The 16,665-nt window shown below is 64.1% G+C and carries 18 protein-coding genes and 1 pseudogene; 3 read left to right on the plus strand and 16 right to left on the minus strand.

Going from position 1 to position 16,665, the window contains the following annotated elements; all coding sequences use genetic code 11:
• Nucleotides 1–2 precede the first annotated feature (2 nt).
• The 10 genes from HOY44_RS21530 to HOY44_RS21575 form a co-directional block, all read right to left on the minus strand.
• The gene (locus HOY44_RS21530; protein ID WP_287437750.1) at nucleotides 3–935 is read right to left on the minus strand and encodes a TIM barrel protein; all 933 of its coding nucleotides are present in this window, start codon (nucleotides 933–935) and stop codon (nucleotides 3–5) included.
• Nucleotides 932–1,222 (minus strand): putative quinol monooxygenase, encoded by a 291-nt coding sequence (locus HOY44_RS21535; protein WP_287437753.1) that lies wholly within the window; start codon nucleotides 1,220–1,222, stop codon nucleotides 932–934. The genes HOY44_RS21530 and HOY44_RS21535 overlap by 4 nt, the downstream gene beginning before the upstream one ends.
• Before the next feature lie 55 nt (nucleotides 1,223–1,277).
• The gene (locus HOY44_RS21540; protein WP_287437755.1) at nucleotides 1,278–2,219 is read right to left on the minus strand and encodes a sugar phosphate isomerase/epimerase family protein; all 942 of its coding nucleotides are present in this window, start codon (nucleotides 2,217–2,219) and stop codon (nucleotides 1,278–1,280) included.
• 25 nt (nucleotides 2,220–2,244) lie between these two features.
• A complete protein-coding gene (locus HOY44_RS21545) occupies nucleotides 2,245–3,417 on the minus strand; it encodes a Gfo/Idh/MocA family protein (RefSeq protein ID WP_287437757.1) in 1,173 nt (390 codons plus the stop codon).
• Nucleotides 3,418–3,447: 30 nt separating this feature from the next.
• The gene (locus HOY44_RS21550; RefSeq protein WP_287437759.1) at nucleotides 3,448–4,473 is read right to left on the minus strand and encodes a Gfo/Idh/MocA family oxidoreductase; all 1,026 of its coding nucleotides are present in this window, start codon (nucleotides 4,471–4,473) and stop codon (nucleotides 3,448–3,450) included.
• A 10-nt stretch (nucleotides 4,474–4,483) separates the two neighbouring features.
• Nucleotides 4,484–5,383 (minus strand): sugar phosphate isomerase/epimerase family protein, encoded by a 900-nt coding sequence (locus tag HOY44_RS21555; RefSeq protein WP_287437761.1) that lies wholly within the window; start codon nucleotides 5,381–5,383, stop codon nucleotides 4,484–4,486.
• A 72-nt stretch (nucleotides 5,384–5,455) separates the two neighbouring features.
• Nucleotides 5,456–6,283 (minus strand): ATP-binding cassette domain-containing protein, encoded by an 828-nt coding sequence (locus tag HOY44_RS21560; RefSeq protein WP_287437762.1) that lies wholly within the window; start codon nucleotides 6,281–6,283, stop codon nucleotides 5,456–5,458.
• A gap of 4 nt (nucleotides 6,284–6,287) precedes the next feature.
• On the minus strand, nucleotides 6,288–7,277 hold the full coding sequence (locus tag HOY44_RS21565) for an ABC transporter permease (protein ID WP_138424435.1): 990 nt from the start codon (nucleotides 7,275–7,277) through the stop codon (nucleotides 6,288–6,290).
• Nucleotides 7,278–7,287: 10 nt separating this feature from the next.
• The gene (locus tag HOY44_RS21570; protein ID WP_287437765.1) at nucleotides 7,288–8,307 is read right to left on the minus strand and encodes an ABC transporter permease; all 1,020 of its coding nucleotides are present in this window, start codon (nucleotides 8,305–8,307) and stop codon (nucleotides 7,288–7,290) included.
• Between the two features lie 147 nt (nucleotides 8,308–8,454).
• Nucleotides 8,455–9,429, minus strand: a complete 975-nt coding sequence (locus HOY44_RS21575; RefSeq protein WP_138424437.1) for a substrate-binding domain-containing protein — start codon at nucleotides 9,427–9,429, stop codon at nucleotides 8,455–8,457.
• 147 nt (nucleotides 9,430–9,576) lie between these two features.
• Here HOY44_RS21575 and HOY44_RS21580 point away from each other — a divergent pair, with 147 nt between their 5' ends.
• Nucleotides 9,577–10,629: a LacI family DNA-binding transcriptional regulator gene (locus HOY44_RS21580; protein WP_287437769.1), complete on the plus strand. Its 1,053-nt coding sequence runs from the start codon at nucleotides 9,577–9,579 to the stop codon at nucleotides 10,627–10,629.
• Nucleotides 10,630–10,710: 81 nt separating this feature from the next.
• Here the strand turns inward: HOY44_RS21580 and panD are convergent, their stop codons facing one another.
• Nucleotides 10,711–11,160: an aspartate 1-decarboxylase gene (gene panD / locus HOY44_RS21585; protein WP_138424438.1), complete on the minus strand. Its 450-nt coding sequence runs from the start codon at nucleotides 11,158–11,160 to the stop codon at nucleotides 10,711–10,713.
• Between the two features lie 97 nt (nucleotides 11,161–11,257).
• On the opposite strand from panD, the gene panB reads away from it, so the two are divergent.
• Nucleotides 11,258–12,085 carry a 3-methyl-2-oxobutanoate hydroxymethyltransferase gene (gene panB / locus HOY44_RS21590; RefSeq protein WP_287437773.1) on the plus strand — a complete coding sequence of 276 codons (828 nt, stop codon included), beginning with the start codon at nucleotides 11,258–11,260 and terminating at the stop codon, nucleotides 12,083–12,085.
• Nucleotides 12,082–12,930 (plus strand): pantoate--beta-alanine ligase, encoded by an 849-nt coding sequence (panC, locus tag HOY44_RS21595; RefSeq protein WP_287437776.1) that lies wholly within the window; start codon nucleotides 12,082–12,084, stop codon nucleotides 12,928–12,930. The genes panB and panC overlap by 4 nt, the downstream gene beginning before the upstream one ends.
• 19 nt (nucleotides 12,931–12,949) lie before the next feature.
• On the opposite strand, the gene HOY44_RS21600 is transcribed toward panC, so the two are convergent.
• From HOY44_RS21600 to HOY44_RS21620, 5 genes and pseudogenes are all read right to left on the minus strand, one after another.
• Nucleotides 12,950–13,894, minus strand: coding sequence for an alpha/beta fold hydrolase (locus tag HOY44_RS21600; RefSeq protein WP_287437778.1), 945 nt, complete (start codon nucleotides 13,892–13,894; stop codon nucleotides 12,950–12,952).
• An 8-nt stretch (nucleotides 13,895–13,902) separates the two neighbouring features.
• Nucleotides 13,903–15,054: pseudogene (gene pqqE, locus HOY44_RS21605) on the minus strand (pyrroloquinoline quinone biosynthesis protein PqqE).
• Nucleotides 15,051–15,266: a PqqD family protein gene (locus HOY44_RS21610; RefSeq protein WP_287437780.1), complete on the minus strand. Its 216-nt coding sequence runs from the start codon at nucleotides 15,264–15,266 to the stop codon at nucleotides 15,051–15,053. The pseudogene pqqE and the gene HOY44_RS21610 overlap by 4 nt, the downstream one beginning before the upstream one ends.
• A 103-nt stretch (nucleotides 15,267–15,369) precedes the next feature.
• Nucleotides 15,370–16,140 carry a pyrroloquinoline-quinone synthase PqqC gene (gene pqqC, locus HOY44_RS21615; RefSeq protein WP_235889228.1) on the minus strand — a complete coding sequence of 257 codons (771 nt, stop codon included), beginning with the start codon at nucleotides 16,138–16,140 and terminating at the stop codon, nucleotides 15,370–15,372.
• On the minus strand, nucleotides 16,137–16,665 hold a 529-nt coding region (locus HOY44_RS21620), incomplete at its 5' end, for an MBL fold metallo-hydrolase (protein WP_287437782.1). The genes HOY44_RS21620 and pqqC, both read right to left, overlap by 4 nt.

Here is a 16,665-nt window from a genome sequence, read left to right on the forward strand (position 1 = left end):
GCTCAGAACCCCGAATTGGCAAGGAAGCGACGCGACGCGGCGAGGTCGCCCAGAACCCCGGCCTGATTGCGCGGGTCGCGTTCCTGTTCGATTGTGATGTAGCCGCCATAGCCCTTGTCCGTGAGAAGGCGGCGAATGGCGGAATAGTCGATGTCGCCCTGCCCGATGGGGCACATGACACCCTGCGCGCAGGCGTCGAAAAAGCGGATCTTCTCACCCAGGATGCGCGCGTAGACGACCGGATCGATATCCTTGAAATGGATATAGTCGAGACGATCCCAGTAGCGGTCGAGCGCGGCCACCGGGTCCATGCCCGAATAGGCCAGATGCCCGGTGTCGAGGCAGAACCCGGCCAGATCGGGCGAAATGTCCTCCGCCACCCGCGCGATCTCGTCCGCGAATTCGATGTAGCCCCCGGCATGGGGATGAATGACCGCGCGCACGCCGAACTCGTCGCGGGCCAAGGTGGCGATGGCGCGGATGTTGTCCATCATGCCCGCCCAAGCGGCGGCGTCGAGCCGCGGCGCGCGATCCGGGTGACCGGCTGCGAAATCACGCGCGTCATGGCCCCAATCCATGACGGTCAGATAAGGGCCATCGACCCGCTGCCCGTCCAGCGACGCAGGCTTCGGCAGCGCGGTAATCAGGGCGCAGATCTCGCGCGTCTGGCGCAAAAGCGCCTCGCGATTGGCGGGATCGACCAGATCGTCGAAGATCGTGCCCGCCACGATGGTCAGCCCGCGTTTTCCCAGCGCCTCGGACACGCGCGGCACGTCCAGCGGCATATAGCCGTAGGGGCCAAGTTCGAGCCCGCCGAACCCGGCTTTCGCGGCTTGATCCAGAACCGTCTCCCACGCCGGAAGGTGCGGGTTCGCGACGTCATCGACACCCCAGCAACAGGGCGCGCAGGTGATGGTGATCTGAGACTGGATCATTGGTCTGTGGCCGGCTGGACCGTCTCGAACACGAGCCGGTCGTGGAACTGTTCGTGGAAGGCGATGAAGTCCTTGGTGTGACCCTGTTCCATGTGGAAATCGTGGGCGGCCCGGTCTTGCCAAGTCTCGACGAACACCAGCCGCTCCGGTTTGTCGGTGCAGGCGAAGAAATCGTATTGCAGGCAGCCGGCCTCGGCGCGGGTGGCGGCTTGGGCCACGGGTGCGCGGGCAAGGATCTTCTCTCGCCCCCCCGGCACGCAATCGATCGTGATGATGAACTTATACATGGCGCCGGCTCCCGAAGGGTCCGGGCGGGGCGCGCGGCGCCGCCCGGGCCGAAGGTTAGCGGATGATCGTCGCTTGCAGCGCGTCGATGGACGACTGGATGCCTGCGTTGGTGGACATGGTGAAATCCTCCATCTCCAGCGAAACCCAATCGTCGTAGCCCATCATGCCGACGACCGAGAAAAACTCCTTCCACCACTGAAGATCGTGACCCGCGCCGACTGCGACGTAGTTCCACGAGCGGTTGGCGACGTCGGTCACCTCCTTGAGTTCGAGATAGCCGTTCACATCCGCCAGACCGCGCTCGATCCGGGTGTCCTTGCCGTGGACGTGGTGGATGGCATCGCCAAGGGCACGCGCCACGGCGATCGGGCAGGCCCCTTTCCAGAACAGGTGCGACGGGTCGAGGTTCATGCCCACCATCGGGCCGACTTCATCGCGCAGACGGAACAGGGTCTCGGGGTTCCACACCAGCATGGCCGAGAAATTCTCGAGCGCGATCTTCTCGACGCCGACCTTGGTCGCGTGCTCGACCAGACCGTGCCAGAACGGGAACGCGCGATCCTCCCACTGGTAACGGTCCCGCTCCGGCATCTCGTCCGGCCAGCTCTTGGTGTAGACGAGCCAGTTGGGAACCATGTCGCCGGGGGCGGCTTCGGGCAGGCCGGACATGGTGACGATCTTCTTCACGCCGATTTCGCCCGCGAGCGTGAAGGTGTCTTCCATTTCCTTGCGGTGGCGTTCGCCCATCGCGCCCGGATCAAGCGGGTTGGCCGAGCAGTTGAGCGCCGCGATCTCAAGCCCGCGGGATTCGATTTCCTTGAGTTTGCGCTTGAGCAGACCCTTGTCCGCCAAAAGCTCATCGGCGCGGAAATGCGGCGCGGGCGACCAGCCGCCGCCGGTCATCTCGACGCCCTCGACGCCCAGATCGACGCATTTGTCGAGCATGTCGGTGAAGGACAGATCGCCCATCACATCGGTGCAGATCGAAAGTTTCATGTCTCGGTTTCCTTAAGTGAGACGGTTATTCAAAGGTGACCCAGGCAGCGCCCTGGTCCGCGGATTTCACGCAGTTCTCAAGCCAGCGCACGCCTTCGAGTCCTGCGTTGATGTCGGGGTAGTGGTGGCTGGCGAGGAACGCGTCGTCGCCGCGCATCTTCGCGTCGATGGCCTGCGCGATCCAAAGGTAGATGTTGGACCAGCTATCGCCCAAACCTTCGGTGTGCAGCGCCCCCATCCGGTCGGCGGCAAGGCTTTCGTCCTCGAGGTAGGGCATGCCGTGATGCATGATCCGCTCCGGCTCGCCCTGCACCTGATAGACCAGTTGATCGGGGTGGCTGTCGGACCAGGCGACCGACGCCTTGGACCCGACGAAGCGGTAACGCTGCGACCCCATGTTGCCGGCATCCACCGACGACACCCAAAGCCGCCCGCGCGCGCCGTTGTCGTAATGCATCAGGACCGTCGCATGATCTTCGAGAGGGGCACGCGACGGGATGAAAGCGGTGCGGTCGCACAGGAGCTTTTCGACCCGAATGTCGCCCAACACGATCTCGGAGAGGTAATACAGGTGCGTGCCGATATCGCCCAGAACGAAGGTCGGACCCGACCGTTTGGGATCGGTGCGCCACTGAACCGCCTCGGGGGCGCCCACATCGTCGCCCGCGTTGAAGCCGTGGGTATAGGCCATGTCGACAATGCGAATGTCGCCAAGCATCCCCTTCTTCACCATCGCCGCCATCTGATGCACCAGCGGGTGTCCGGTGAAGCCGTAGGTGACGCCGACGATCAGGCCCTTCTCTTCGGCCAGCGCCTTGATCTCTTCGCTTTCCTTCACAGAGAAGAACAGCGGCTTTTCGCAGATCACATGGATCCCCGCCTCAAGCAGCGCCTTCGTGATCTCGTAATGGGTGAAGTTGGGCGTCGCCACCGACACCACGTCCACGCCATCCTCGCGCCCGGTCTCGGCGGCGATCAATTCCTGATAGGTGGCGTAGCACCGATCCGCCGCCACGCCCAGTTTGGTGCCGAAATCCCGACCGCGCTCGGCGTCGAGGTCGAAGGCCCCCGCGACCAGCTGATAGGTGCCGTCACGCAGCGCGCCGGTGCGGTGCTTGTAGCCCACCTGCCCGGTCCGGCCGCCGCCGACCATGCCCCAACGCAGGGGCCGCGCAATGCTTCTTTCGCCGTTGATCATCTGACTGTCTTTCTTGAGAGGGTGAGCGTGTCAGGCCGCGGCGTGTTTGGCCGCCGCGCCGTAAAGCTCGGGTTTTTCAATCATGCTGACGGGCTCATAGCCGCCGCTGTCGACCGCCCGCAGGGCCGCGTCGGCCACAAGGGTCGCCGCATATCCGTCCCACGCCGATGGCCCGGTGGCGGTGCCCTGCCCCGCCGCGACGATCCATTCGCGGAACTCCTGGTCATAGGCTTCGATGAACCGTTCGCGCCAATCTTCGGGGATCGCCTGACGGATGCCGTGCTGATCGGTGATGACGGTCGCGGGGCGGTTCGGCAGGGCCGCGATACCCTGCTCGCAGGACACTTCGCCCCGGATGTCATAGCCGTATGCGATGTTGACCGAGATCTCGACATCGACGATCGCGCCCTCGCCCATGTGCAAAAGCACCATCGTCGGATCACGCAGATCCTTGCCGCGTGTCGACCGGCGCGGCAGGCGCACTTCGACGCCCTTCACCTCGTCCGACAAAAGCCACCGGGAAATGTCGGCGTCATGCACCAGCGTATCGTTAAGCGGCATGTCCGAGGTATAAAGACCTTCGGGCACGCTCGCGTTGCGGTGCACGGATTTGTACATGAGCGGCGCGCCCAGCGTGCCACCGTCGATCACCGCTTTCAGACGCCGGTAATCCGCATCGAAGCGGCGCATGAATCCGACCTGCACCAGCCGCCGGCCAAAGGCCACCTCCGCCTCGATCACTTTCAGCGCGGCGGTCTCGGAGGTCACCATCGGCTTTTCGCAAAAGACCGGCTTTCCGGCTGCGATGCAGTCCAGAAGCTGCTCTTCATGCGCCGGACCCCATGAGCAGATCACAATGGCGTCCACCTGATCCGACGTAATCAGGGCCTTCGGCGTGTCGAACACCTGCGCCCCCTCGGGCGCCGCCTGCCGCGCGCGGTCAAGGTCGATGTCGGTCACCGCGACGACGGCGGCACCCGAAAGCACCCGTGTCAGCCGCCGGATATGGTCCTGACCGATCATCCCGGTCCCGATGATGCCGATGTTGAGAGTCATGGTCCCCTCCTCAGCCGAAGTATTTGTCGATGTAGCGCTGCATTTCGGCGCGCATGAACGTGCCGCTCTCGTCGGCCTTTTCTTCCCAGGCGAAGACGCAGGCGGTCATGATCCCGTCGAACCCGATCTCGGCCAGCGTGCGGTAGAAATCGTCCCACGGCACTTCGCCCTGCCCGATGTTCAGGTGCTGGTGCACGCGCGCGGTCGAGCCCGGCGGGTTGATGATGTAGCGCAGGCCGGAGCTGGCCTTGTGGTTGAACGTGTCCGCGATGTGGACATGGGCCAGCACATCCGCACATTCGCGCAGCATCGCGACGGTATCGTCACCGAAATAGAAGGTGTGCGGCGTGCAGTAGAGGAACTTCACCCGGTCGCTGTTCACGGTGCGGATCAGGTCGACCGACGGCTGAAGCGTCTCGACCCAATCCTCGGGGTGCGGCTCGATGTGCAGGTTGATGCCCTCACGCTCGAAGATCGGGACCAGCTCGTCCATCGACCGCCACCACGCGTCCTCGCAGGCTTCGATCATCGACCCGGTGTGACAGCAGTAACAGGTGCCCTTGTCCGGGTGCGGGCCACGCCCGAACTCGGAATTCATCGTGTCCACTTCCATCTCGACAGCGATCTCGATGGCGCGCTTCCAATGCTTCACGGCCGCGCGACGCTCATCCTCGTCGTTCGAGGCCCAGCGATACATGGGCAGCAGCGTGGCGATGCCCACGTCGGCATCCTTCAGCGCCTTCTTGAAGCTCTTGATGCGATCCGGAAAGACGCGCGGGGCCTTGAACCACTCAAGGAAATCGCCGCGCGGCGACAGCTCGATCCAGTCGTAGCCAAGCTCTTTGACCTTCGACGGCATCTCTTCGAGCGAGAGGTGGCGGTGCATAAACGGGTCGAGGGCGATTTTCATATCCGGTCCTCCGGTCTGTGGTGTCGGGCGCCCGCACCGGCCGAAACCAGCGCGGGCAGGGAGGTGTGCTTGTCAGGTGGGCTGAACCTGCGGCGCGTGGCCGTCATGGGACTCCATGTAGCCTTCGATCGAGGCCTCGAGATCGGCCATCGTCTCGCCACCGGCCATAAGGTCGGTGATCTCTTCGCGGCTTTTCTCGCCCTTGCGGAAATCGGCGGCGATGGCGCCACGGATCAGCACCGCGAAATGGTCGCCCACCGTCATGGCGTGCATGACCTGATGCGTGATGAAGATCACGGCGAGCCCGCGTTTCTTGGCCTCGTTCACGATCCGCAGAACGTGGGCGGCCTGCTTCACGCCAAGCGCCGCGGTCGGCTCGTCGAGGATCAGGACGCGCGCGCCGAAATAGACCGCGCGGGCAATGGCAAGCGACTGGCGCTCACCGCCCGACAGCCCGCCGACCAGACGGTCGCCGTCGTCGATGCGGGTGATGCCCATCTTCTGCACCTCTTCCACCGCGATCCGGTTGGCGGTCGCGCGGTCGAACACCTTGAACGGCCCCCAGCCCTTTGTCGGCTCCACACCCATGAAGAAATTGCGCCCCACCGACATCAGCGGATAGGTCCCGCCGAACTGGTGAACGGTGGCGATGCCCCGGTCCTGCGCGTCACGCGGACCCGAGAAGCTGACCGGCTTGCCATCGACAAGGATCTCGCCGCGCGTCGGGGCGTGAACGCCCGCCAGCGTCTTGATCAGCGTCGACTTTCCCGCGCCGTTGTCGCCCAAGAGGCAAAGCACTTCGCCTTCGCGGACCTTCAGCGAGATTTCGTGAAGCACGTCGATCGGCCCGAAGCTCTTGTCGACGTTTTTCAGTTCGAGAACCACTTTTGCGTCAGACATTGCGTCAGCCTTTCTTCTTCTTGACGGCGGTCATCGCCTTGGTGCGGAAGGTCTCGTTCATTCCGACCGCGATCAGGAGCATGATGCCGATGATGAGGTTCGACCAATTGCGGTCGATGCTGGTGAAATCGATCCCCTTGTTCACGATGGCGAAGGTGATCGTGCCGATGAACACGCCGGGGATGGAGCCGAAGCCCCCGGTCAGAAGCACGCCTCCGACCACGACGCTTACGATGATGTTGAAGATGTCGTTCATGCCGCCGGACACCTGAGCCGAGTTGAACAGGATCGCGTTGCACATGCCCACGAACGAGGCGGCGGTCGAGGTGCCCACGAACAGCAGGATGGTGATCCGGTCGACCGGGATACCGGCGTTGCGGGCGCTGACCTTGTCGCCGCCGATGGCGAAGATCCAGTTTCCGTATTTCGTCATGTGCATGACGAACCAGACGATGACGGCCAGCGCGATCCACCACAGGATCACAACCTGATGGCTGCCTCCGAACATCAGGTCGCCGAAGATCGTCTTGGCCCAGGCCGGCGCCTCCAGCGGCACCGAGGCGCCGCCGGTCAGCAGTTTCGATCCGGCCAGCACGATCCCTTGCATCGCGACCAGCGTGCCGAGCGTGACGATCAGCGATGGCACCGTGGTCCGCGTCACGACGAAGCCGTTGAACAGGCCCACGACGATCCCGATGGCCAGGGCGCCGAACACGCCGACGATCATCGGCAGGCCGTAGTATCCGGTGATGATCGCGGTCGTCATGGCCCCGGCCGGGATCATCGCGCCGATCGAAATGTCGATCTCGCCCGAGATCATCAGGAGCCCCGCGAAAAGCGCGACGATCCCGATGCGCGCGGCGTAGTTGACCCAGCTTGCCGCACCCAGCAGCTTGCCCAGATCGACGCCGCCGAGGATCACATAGACCAGCAGCACGCCGATCAGGCTGAGGATGGATGCCGCCGAGGGCCTGCGAAGCATTCCTGCGAACATGTCTATGCCCTCACTTCTTCTTGCTTGCGTAGGTCGTTGCGAGGGTGCGGAACGTGTCGTTGGACAGAACCGCCGCCAACAGCAGCGCGCCGATGATGATCGAGCCGACATTGGGGTCGAGCGAGGCGAAGAAGATGCCTTGGTTGACCACCGCGAAGGTCATCGTTCCAAGCACGATCCCGATGATCGACCCGGCCCCGCCGGTCAGGAGCACGCCCCCGATGACCACGCACATGATCGAGTTGAAGATAAAGGGCTGCCCGCCCGCGACCTGCGCGCTCTGATACGTCATCAGCTGGGCGATCCCGACGAAGGCCGCGCCGAACGCCGACAGCATGAACAGCGCGATCTTGAGCTTGGCCGTGGGAACGCCCGCGTTACGCGCGCTCTCGGCATCGCCGCCAAGCGCGAAGACCCAGTTGCCGATGGGCGAGACGTGGAGAAAGAAGAAGTAGACCGCCACGAAGCCGAGCCACCAGAAGATCGACACGTTGAACATGCCGCCGATGAAGGTGCCGAGCAGGGCCTTGGTCGCCGGGTCCGGCACGTAGCTGAGGCTGGTCGATCCGGTAATCAGCACCGCGAAACCGAGGGTCAGCCCCATAACCGCGAACATCATGCCGATGGTCACGATTAGGGACGGAATGGCCGTGCGGGTGACGAGCAGCCCGTTCACCAGCCCGACCACAAGGCCAAGACCCAGCCCGCCAAGGATACCGACGAGGGCCGGAAGCTCGAACGTGCCGCACAAAAGCGCGGTCGTCACGGACGCGGCGGGCACCACGGCACCGACCGAAAGATCGAACTCGCCCGCGATCATCAACAGACCGATCGGCAGGGCGATGATGCCGACTTCGGCGGCAATGTTCAGCCAGCTCGACCAGCCGGGCGCGCCGACGAAGACAGCCCCACCGAGGAACGCGAAGAAGAGGTAGACGATTACGAAGCCGAGGAAAGACCCCGTCTCTGGTCGCCGGATGAGACTGCCGAGCGAAAAGCGTTTCGCGCCGGCTTCCGATTGCATCGACATCTGTGCGCTTCCTGTTGCGGTTTGGTGGTCGGTCTCATCTCCGTCAGAACGGATGCCGGCCATCTTGAAGGGGGCCGCTTGCGCGTGCGGCCTGCGGCCACCCTCGGATTATCGGGCACCGCGTGGCGCGGTGCCCTTCGTTTCCGATCAGCGAGCGCCGGCCTTCACGCCTTCGATCACCTGCTCGACGTTGTTCGCGTCGATCACGCCCGGTCCGGTCAGGATCTCGCGGGTCGGGATCGTCACGCCGTAGTTGACGAAGTTGTTCAGGATCGACACGGCGAAGAAGCCCTGCTGATAGCCCTGCTGGTCGATGGCGCAAGCCTGCGTGCCAGCCTGAATGTTGGCAAGGATCGTGTCGTTGAAGTTCATGCCGCAGACGTGGACCTGACCGGTCTTGCCTGCCTGCTGGATGCCCGAAACGGTCGCGTTGGTGTCGCCGTCACCGATGGCGAACATCGCGTCGATATCGGGGTTCTTCAGAAGATGCGCGCGCACGGCCTGGGCAACTGCGGTCGCGTCACCGAAAGCGGTCGCGGGCAGTTGCAGCGTCGAACCGGTGCCGCCGTTTTCCTTCAGGCCATCGTTGAAGCCGTTGCAGAAGGCTTCGATGTTCGCCGCACCCGGAAGGGTGTTCACGCAGGCGCCGTTGGTGTGCCCGGCGTTCGCAAGGTATTCGCCACCGGCATAGCCCGACTTGTAGTCGACCGCGCCGACATAGTTCATCGCGCCCAGCTTGTCGGCGGCTTCAAGACCACCGGCGTTGTAGATCACCAGCGGGATGCCCGCCGCGACGACGGCTTCGAAGGCCGGGTCCATCGCTTCCGGCACCCAGTCGGGGCCGACGATGGCGTCCGCGCCCTGGTCGATCGCCTGACGGATCAGTTCCGCGGCGTCCGGGCCGAGGTTGTCGTAGTTCTGGGGACCAAGCCAGGTCACCGACCCGCCCTGCATTTCAGCGACCGCGCCTGCATCTTCGGCGCCCTTCTTGACGCGCGACCAGAACGGATCGTCCGGCTTGCCGCCGATGACGAAGATGTCGGCAGCCATGGCGGAGCCAGCGGTCAGGGCGATTGCGGCAGAGGCCAGCAGGCCACGCGCGATGCGCGAATTCATTTTCATATGGATGTCCTCCCATTTCCTACCCGGTCACTCCCCTCCTCTGGGGCCCCGGATGGCCGTTTGGTAACGGATGAATCGGATTCGTGAAATCCTTCTTGCTACTTTTTGAAACGAAAGTATCATTTCATATCATATCAGAATGAACCAATGGCGGGCCAAACGGTGAAACAGCGCGTAACGATCGCAGAGCTTGCACAGGAAGCCGGGGTCAGCATTTCGACCGTCAACAGGATCCTCGCAGGGGCGGACAACGTGCGTGCGGCGACGATCGAACATGTGCAGCAGGTGGCCGAAAGCATCGGCTTTTACGGCACCGGCGTTCTGAGCGCGCGAAAGGAAAACGCGCTTCCGCATTTCCGCTTCGGTTTCCTGCTGCAACAATCCACCCGCGACCTTTACCGCCTGTTCGGTGAAAAGATCCGCGAGGCCGCCGCGACCCGCCGGGATGTGCGTGTCGACTGCCTTGTGGATTTCGTCGACCGTCTGGAACCCGCGAATATCGAGGGCCGCCTGCGCGCGCTTGGCAAGGAATGCGATGCGGTGGCGCTGATCGCGGCGGACCACCCGCTGCTCGGTCAGGCGATTCGCGAACTTCGCGACGATGGGACCAGTGTGGTCACATACATCACGGACCAGTCGGCCCCCGAACGCGCGGGCTTCGTCGGCACCGACAACTGGAAGCTGGGCCGAACCGCCGCGTTCTTCATCTCGCAGATGACCCAAGGCCAGGGGCGCGTGGCCGTGTTCATCGGCAATCACCGCTATCAATGTCAGGACGTCGCGGATGCCGCCTTCCGCTCATACATCCGCGAACACGCCCCGGATCTGGTCGTCAACGAAAGCGAACCCACGCACGAAGACAGCGCACGTGCCTACAACATGGTGCGCGATCTGCTCGCCAAACACGACGACCTTCGCGGCATCCTCATCGTGGGCGGCGGCATTTCCGGGGTGCTGCGCGCCTTGCGGGAAGCCCCCGAAGAACGCCGCCGACAGATCAAGCTGGTCTGCCGTGACATCGGCCCGGAAACCCGCAAGGGACTGACCGAAGGCCTGATTACCGCTGCCCTGTGTCACCCGATGACCGAGACCTCCCAGACGCTGATCCAGACCATGATCGACGTCACGACCCGCGACACGCCCGGCCCGACCCTGCAACGGACCATCCCGTTCGAGATCGTCACACCGGAAAACATCTAGGACGGGCAGCGCGCGCAGCCCCCTGCCCTTGGCACCCCTGCCAAGTTGCAGGCCGCAAGCCAACCCGAAACCACGCGGGCGTCATGCAACCCCGGCCTTGTAAGGGATGGCCTGTGGTTCCCCCGCCTTCCGGATCTCGAAGGTGATCCGGCCATCTGCGTCGCGCTCGGCCACATAGGTCAGCACCTCGTCGATGTCGTTCTCGGGCGTGAAGGTCAGCACCGTGGGGCGCAGGTCCGTCACATCCGCCGCCGGCCTCATCTCGTTCGCGCAGATGATAAGCTGATCGCCGACCTGACAGGTCCGCGCCGCCGCCCCGTTCAGGATGCACTGCCGCGCGCCGCGCGTCCCATAGATCACATAGGTCGAGATCCGCGCGCCGCTTTGCTTGTTCCAGATGTCCACGAACTCCATCGGCAGGATACCCGCCGCCTCGCAATGGTCGGGGTCGAGCGTGATCGAACCGTGGTAGTCCAGATCGGCCTCGGTCACGCGGATGCCGTGCAGTTTCGCCGTTACGAAGGTCTTCATCCGAACCGGACCCCTTTCCCTGTGCCGCCGCGTCGACCTTGCCATCCCACGGCAATGCCCCTACGAAGTTGCCGTTACGTAAACTTGAGGCCGATCCATGAGTCAACCCAGCCCGCAGAAGTCCCTCACCGCCGCCGACATCCGGGGGAGCAAGGGCCAGACACCGCTGGTCTGCCTGACCGCCTATACCACGCCCGTCGCGCGGCTCGCGGATGCGGAATGCGACGTTCTGCTCGTGGGCGACAGCGTGGGCATGGTGCTGCATGGCCTGCCCTCGACCCTGCCCGTGACGCTCGACATGATGATCCTGCACGGGCAAGCGGTGGTGCGTGGCGCCGAGCGGTCTCTCGTCGTCATCGACATGCCCTTCGGCAGCTACGAGGAAGGCCCCGACCAGGCGTTTCGCAATGCCGCGCGGCTGATGGCCGAAACCGGCGCGGGGGCCGTGAAGCTCGAAGGCGGGCGGCACATGGCCGACACCATCGCCTTTCTCGTCGCGCGCGGCATCCCGGTCATGGCCCATATCGGGCTGACACCGCAGGCCGTGAACGCGATCGGCGGCTACCGCGTGCAGGGGCGCGGCGCCGATGCCGAACGCATTCTGGCCGATGCCCGTGCCGTGGCCGATGCGGGCGCCTTTTCGGTCGTGCTGGAAAAGGTCCCTGCCCGACTGGCGGACGAGATCACCGCCGACCTCGCCATCCCGACCATCGGGATCGGCGCGTCGCCCGGCTGCGACGGTCAGATCCTCGTCATCGACGATATGCTGGGGCTGTTCGACGCCTTCAAACCGAAGTTCGTCAAACGCTACGCCGATCTCGCGACCGACGCCGCGCAGGCCATCCGGGCCTACGCGGGCGACGTGCGGGACCGCAGCTTCCCGGCACCCGAACACGTCTTCACCGACGAGGGAGGGCAATCATGAAGATCGTCCGACAGAAATCCGACCTGCGCGACCTGACCCGCACGTGGCGCCGGGCCGGAGAAACCATCGGCGTGGTTCCGACCATGGGCGCGCTCCACGCCGGTCACCTCAGCCTCGTCGAGGCCGCGAAGTCGCGGACCGACCGCGTGATCGTGACGCTGTTCGTGAACCCCCGGCAGTTCAACAATCCCGAAGACCTCGCCAAATATCCGCGCACCGAAGACAGCGATGCGGAAAAACTCGCGCCCTTCGACGTGGACGTTCTGTATGTCCCGGACCCCGACCAGATCTACCCCGATGGCTTCGCCACCACGATTTCCGTATCGGGCGTGACCGAGGGGCTCTGCGGCGCCACCCGCCCCGGCCATTTCGACGGGGTCGCAACGGTCGTCACCAAGCTCCTGCTTCAGACCGATGCGGATCTGGCGTTCTTCGGTGAAAAGGATTTCCAGCAGTTGCAGGTCGTGCGACGGCTCGCGGCCGATCTCGACCTCAAGACCCGGATCGTGGGCTGCCCCACCGTTCGCGAGGAGGACGGGCTTGCCATGTCCTCACGCAACCTGCGGCTGGGACCGGATGCGCGCGAGAGCGCCCCTGTTCTGCACGACATCCTCCAATCCGCCGCCGCAGCCCTGACACGGGGCGCGCCGACCACGGACGTTCTGGACGAGGCGCGCAGCCGCCTTGTTGCGGCTGGGTTCACGGATATCGATTACCTCGACCTGTGCAGCGACCCCGACCTCACCCCCATGTCCGCGGCCACCGGGCCCGGTCGCCTCCTCCTCGCCGCATGGCTCGACGGGGTGCGCCTCATCGACAACGTGGCGGTCCAGCCGACGGGTTGAACCGGGACCGCCCGCCCCCTTACAGACGCCCGTTCATCAATCTAGCCATCTCGGTGATGGCAGCGGTAAGCGCGGATCGAATGCTCTGGTCCTCCATCGAATGCCCTGCGGGCGACACGACCCGAACGCTCGAACCCGTCCATCTGGAGGCAAGGGCATACGAAGTTTCGGGCGGGCACAAAAGATCGTAACGGCCCTGAATCAGGATACCGGGCAGCCCGTTCAGCCTGTGAACCTGTTCGATGAGCGGCGCGTCGAGGAAACAGTCGTTGCGGAAATAATGCGCCTCCATGAACGGGGTGCGCGGCAACGGCCTGTCGCCCCGCGCCGACAGGTCTTCCGACAGGCAGGGCACGTCCGGCGACAGGACCGACAGAACCCGTTCGGTGTCGTGCCACGCGATCGAAAACGGCCGGTGAACCGCCGGGTCCGCGTCGAGGATGCGATCCCAATAGGCATCCAGAACGCGCGAGCGATCATCCTCGGGCAACAGACCGATAAAGCCGGCATAAAGCTGCGGATAGAACCGCGGGAGGCTGGACAGGAACGCCCGCTCAAGCTCGTGACGCGTGCCGAGGAACACGGCCCGAAGCACCATCGCGCCGACCCGGTCCGCGTGCGCCGTCGCATAGGCAAGCGCCAGCGTCGCGCCCCACGACCCACCGACCACCATCCAGCGTTCGATCCCGAACCTCTTTCGGATGCTTTCGATGTCCGCCACAAGATGCGGCGTCGTATTGGCGTGGAACCTGTCGTCGAACCGGCTCAGTCCCGCCCCGCGCTGATCGAAGGCGATGACGTGAAAACGGCTCGGGTCGAAGATGCCGAGCTGGCTTTCCTGCACCCCCGACCCCGGCCCGCCGTGCAGAAACAGCGTCGGGATTCCGCCCGGATTGCCATAGCTGCGAACGTGGATCTCGTGCCCGTCACCGACAGAGAGGTTTTCTCGGGTCAGCTCCTTCATGCCCGACGCTATTCGCCGGGCACGGGGGTCAGGTAATTCCGATACGCGAACGACATATCGTCCGCCGCGGCCTCGGTTTCGGCAACGCGGAAGATCTCGTCATGGAGCGGCGAGAAGGAACAGGCCGGGTCGGTCGCCCCGGCATCGCCGGCAAGCGCGAACGCCTGACACCGGCACCCGCCGAAGTCCTCTTCGCGATGCTCGCAGCTTTTGCAGGGTTCGGCCATCCAGTCGGTGCCACGATACCGGTTGAGCGCGGGCGAGTGATCCCAGATCCACGCCAGCGAGTGATCCCGCACACTGTCGAAGTCCAGCCCGGTGATCGTTTCGGCGGCATGACAGGGCAGCACTTTTCCGGCGGGCGAAATGTTGAAGAACTGACGCCCCCAGCCCCCATGCAGGTCTTGGGCCGGACCGCGTAATAGTCGGGCACCACGTAGTCGATCATCAGGATGCCGCGCAGACGCTCTTCGGCCTCGGCCACGATGCGGTTGCAGGTCTCGATCTGCTCCATGGTTGGCATCAGCGCAGCACGGTTGCGCAGCGCCCAACCGTAATACTGCACGTTGGCGACCTCGATCCGTTGCGCGCCCAGTTCGACGGCCATGTCGATCATCTCGGGCAGTTGATGCAGGTTCTGACGATGCATCACGGCGTTCACCGTCAACGGAAAGCCCGCCTCGCGCGTCAGACGCGCCGCCTCCAGCTTCTTGGCGTGACCGTTCCGATACCCCCTACCCTATCGGCGGTTTCGCTCTCGCTGCCCTGAAAACTGATCTGGACATGGCTCAGCCCCGCCTCGGCCAGCGCGGCAAGCCGTTCGCGCGACAGGTTCACGCCGGAAGTGATGAGGTTCGAGTAAAGCCCGCGTCGGTGGCCGCCGCGACCAGTTCGACGATGTCGCGACGCACCATCGGTTCGCCGCCCGAGAAATGCACCTGCAAAACGCCCAGTTCCGCCAGCTCGTGCAGAACTCGGACCCAGTCTTCGGTCGCAAGCTCGGCCGCCGGACGCTCGAGGTTCAGGGGATTGGAGCAATAGGGGCATTGCAGCGGGCAACGATGCGTGACTTCCAGCAACACCGCGACGGGCAGCCCATGGGTCGTGCCGACGCCGGGCGCCAGTTTGCTGTCTGGTTCGTGAAAGCTGGTATCCATCATGCCCCTGTTTCAAAGGATTGGAGATAACCCTGCGTGGCAAGATCCTGCACCATGACGATCACGTCCGCCTCGATCCGGTCGATTGGGGCGGCATAGATCTCGGCAAGCGCCTCGCAGACCTGATGCACGCTGCGTGTCCCGTCGCACAGTTGCAGGACGCGCACGGCGATGTCGTCGGGGTCAGGATGCGCTCGGGCGCCAGCAGCAGCCACATCTCGCGCAGCTTGTCGAACTTCAACTGCACATGCCGGGGCAGCGCCACCACCGTATCCGGACGAACGACCAAGGGCTTGCGCTCGGACATCACCGTCATCGTCATGCCTCGACCTGCGGCCTGAACACGCCGGGCGGCGGGAAGCCCGACACATAGGCATGGTAAAGCGCGTCCAATTGCACCCACAGAACCTGCGTCTTGAACAACAGGGCATCGCAGACCAGCGCCCGCTCCTCCGGTGTTTTGGCATTCTGCTTCACGAAGTCGAGCGCAAAGGCCGCGTCACGCGGCGCCTGCGACAGCCGGCGCTTGAAATAGGTCATGATCTCGGGACGGATAAAATCATAGTGCTCAAGCATCCCGGATATCCGCTGTTCGTGAAGCTGCGGCGCGAAAAGTTCCGTCAGCGACGACGCAATGGCTTCCAGCGGGCTCCGGTCCCGCACGAAATGGACATAGGCATCCACCGCGAACCGCGTCGCGGGCAAGATACCTTGCGTCGATTCCACGTAGTCGCGCGAAATGCCCAGCCCGTCCGTTAGCTGCAACCAGCGTTCGATACCGCCCTCGCTCTCCGGCGCGCCATCATGGTCTTCGATGCGGTGCCGCCACTCAACGCGGGTAAGACGATCGGTGAATCGCGACACGATGATCGCATCCTTCAGCGGGATCGAGCTTTGGTAGTAATATCGGTTGATGGCCCATGCTTGCACGTGACCCTTGGTCAGCCGACCGCCGTGCAGCATGTCGTGAAACGGGTGCAGGTTGTGGTAGCGGGTTTCCCCGATCAACCTGAGCCGCTCTTCCATCGCCTCCGCGCTCTCGAGCGGCATGTCGGGGATCTGTGGAAACTCTCTGAAATCGAGGCTCATAGTGTGACCTTCTGGCCCTGTCTGGCAACGATCCAGCCCGCCTCTTCGACGCTGCTGCGTTCGGGCGAATCCGGCAGGTTGGCAGGGTTCGAGTTGTTGACGTGGATAAAGAACCGGCGCTTGACGCCAAGATCGCGAAACGCCTCAACTACCCCGTCAGGACCCGACATCGACATATGGCCCATGCGCTGACCCGTTTTCTGACCAAGCCCGGTGACCAGCAGTTCGTCGTCGCGCCAGAGGGTGTCGTCGAAGAACACGACTTCGGCCCCGCGCAAACGGTCCGCCAACGACTGGTCCAACCCGGCGCAAGCGGTGATGACGAACACCTTCCGCCGGTCCGGCCCGGTGATCTCCAGCCCCAGCGTATCGCCCGGAACGTCCCGCTGATGCCCGTGGCTCGTCTTTTCCAGATACCAGGCGGATTTGCCAGGCACCTCGAACGCCTCGACGGTCATCCCAGTCGGCGTCCCGTCTTGCAGCACAAGCTCGAACGGCGTTCCGATTTTGATTGCGCGACGGGGA

It is taken from the genome of Maritimibacter sp. (assembly GCF_016774595.1).
Classification (GTDB): Bacteria; Pseudomonadota; Alphaproteobacteria; order Rhodobacterales; family Rhodobacteraceae; genus Maritimibacter; species Maritimibacter alkaliphilus.

Bases quoted from the DNA above. Each gene is read 5' to 3' on its own strand.
- HOY44_RS21600 (WP_287437778.1), bottom strand. From the start codon at position 13,894: ATGAAGGAGCTGACCCGAGAAAACCTCTCTGTCGGTGACGGGCACGAG.
- HOY44_RS21570 (WP_287437765.1), bottom strand. From the start codon at position 8,307: ATGTCGATGCAATCGGAAGCCGGCGCGAAACGCTTTTCGCTCGGCAGT.
- panD (WP_138424438.1), bottom strand. From the start codon at position 11,160: ATGAAGACCTTCGTAACGGCGAAACTGCACGGCATCCGCGTGACCGAG.
- HOY44_RS21565 (WP_138424435.1), bottom strand. From the start codon at position 7,277: ATGTTCGCAGGAATGCTTCGCAGGCCCTCGGCGGCATCCATCCTCAGC.
- HOY44_RS21545 (WP_287437757.1), bottom strand. From the start codon at position 3,417: ATGATCAACGGCGAAAGAAGCATTGCGCGGCCCCTGCGTTGGGGCATG.
- panC (WP_287437776.1), top strand. From the start codon at position 12,082: ATGAAGATCGTCCGACAGAAATCCGACCTGCGCGACCTGACCCGCACG.
- panB (WP_287437773.1), top strand. From the start codon at position 11,258: ATGAGTCAACCCAGCCCGCAGAAGTCCCTCACCGCCGCCGACATCCGG.
- HOY44_RS21550 (WP_287437759.1), bottom strand. From the start codon at position 4,473: ATGACTCTCAACATCGGCATCATCGGGACCGGGATGATCGGTCAGGAC.
- HOY44_RS21540 (WP_287437755.1), bottom strand. From the start codon at position 2,219: ATGAAACTTTCGATCTGCACCGATGTGATGGGCGATCTGTCCTTCACC.
- HOY44_RS21560 (WP_287437762.1), bottom strand. From the start codon at position 6,283: ATGTCTGACGCAAAAGTGGTTCTCGAACTGAAAAACGTCGACAAGAGC.
- pqqC (WP_235889228.1), bottom strand. From the start codon at position 16,140: ATGAGCCTCGATTTCAGAGAGTTTCCACAGATCCCCGACATGCCGCTC.
- HOY44_RS21575 (WP_138424437.1), bottom strand. From the start codon at position 9,429: ATGAAAATGAATTCGCGCATCGCGCGTGGCCTGCTGGCCTCTGCCGCA.
- HOY44_RS21555 (WP_287437761.1), bottom strand. From the start codon at position 5,383: ATGAAAATCGCCCTCGACCCGTTTATGCACCGCCACCTCTCGCTCGAA.
- HOY44_RS21535 (WP_287437753.1), bottom strand. From the start codon at position 1,222: ATGTATAAGTTCATCATCACGATCGATTGCGTGCCGGGGGGGCGAGAG.
- HOY44_RS21530 (WP_287437750.1), bottom strand. From the start codon at position 935: ATGATCCAGTCTCAGATCACCATCACCTGCGCGCCCTGTTGCTGGGGT.
- HOY44_RS21580 (WP_287437769.1), top strand. From the start codon at position 9,577: ATGGCGGGCCAAACGGTGAAACAGCGCGTAACGATCGCAGAGCTTGCA.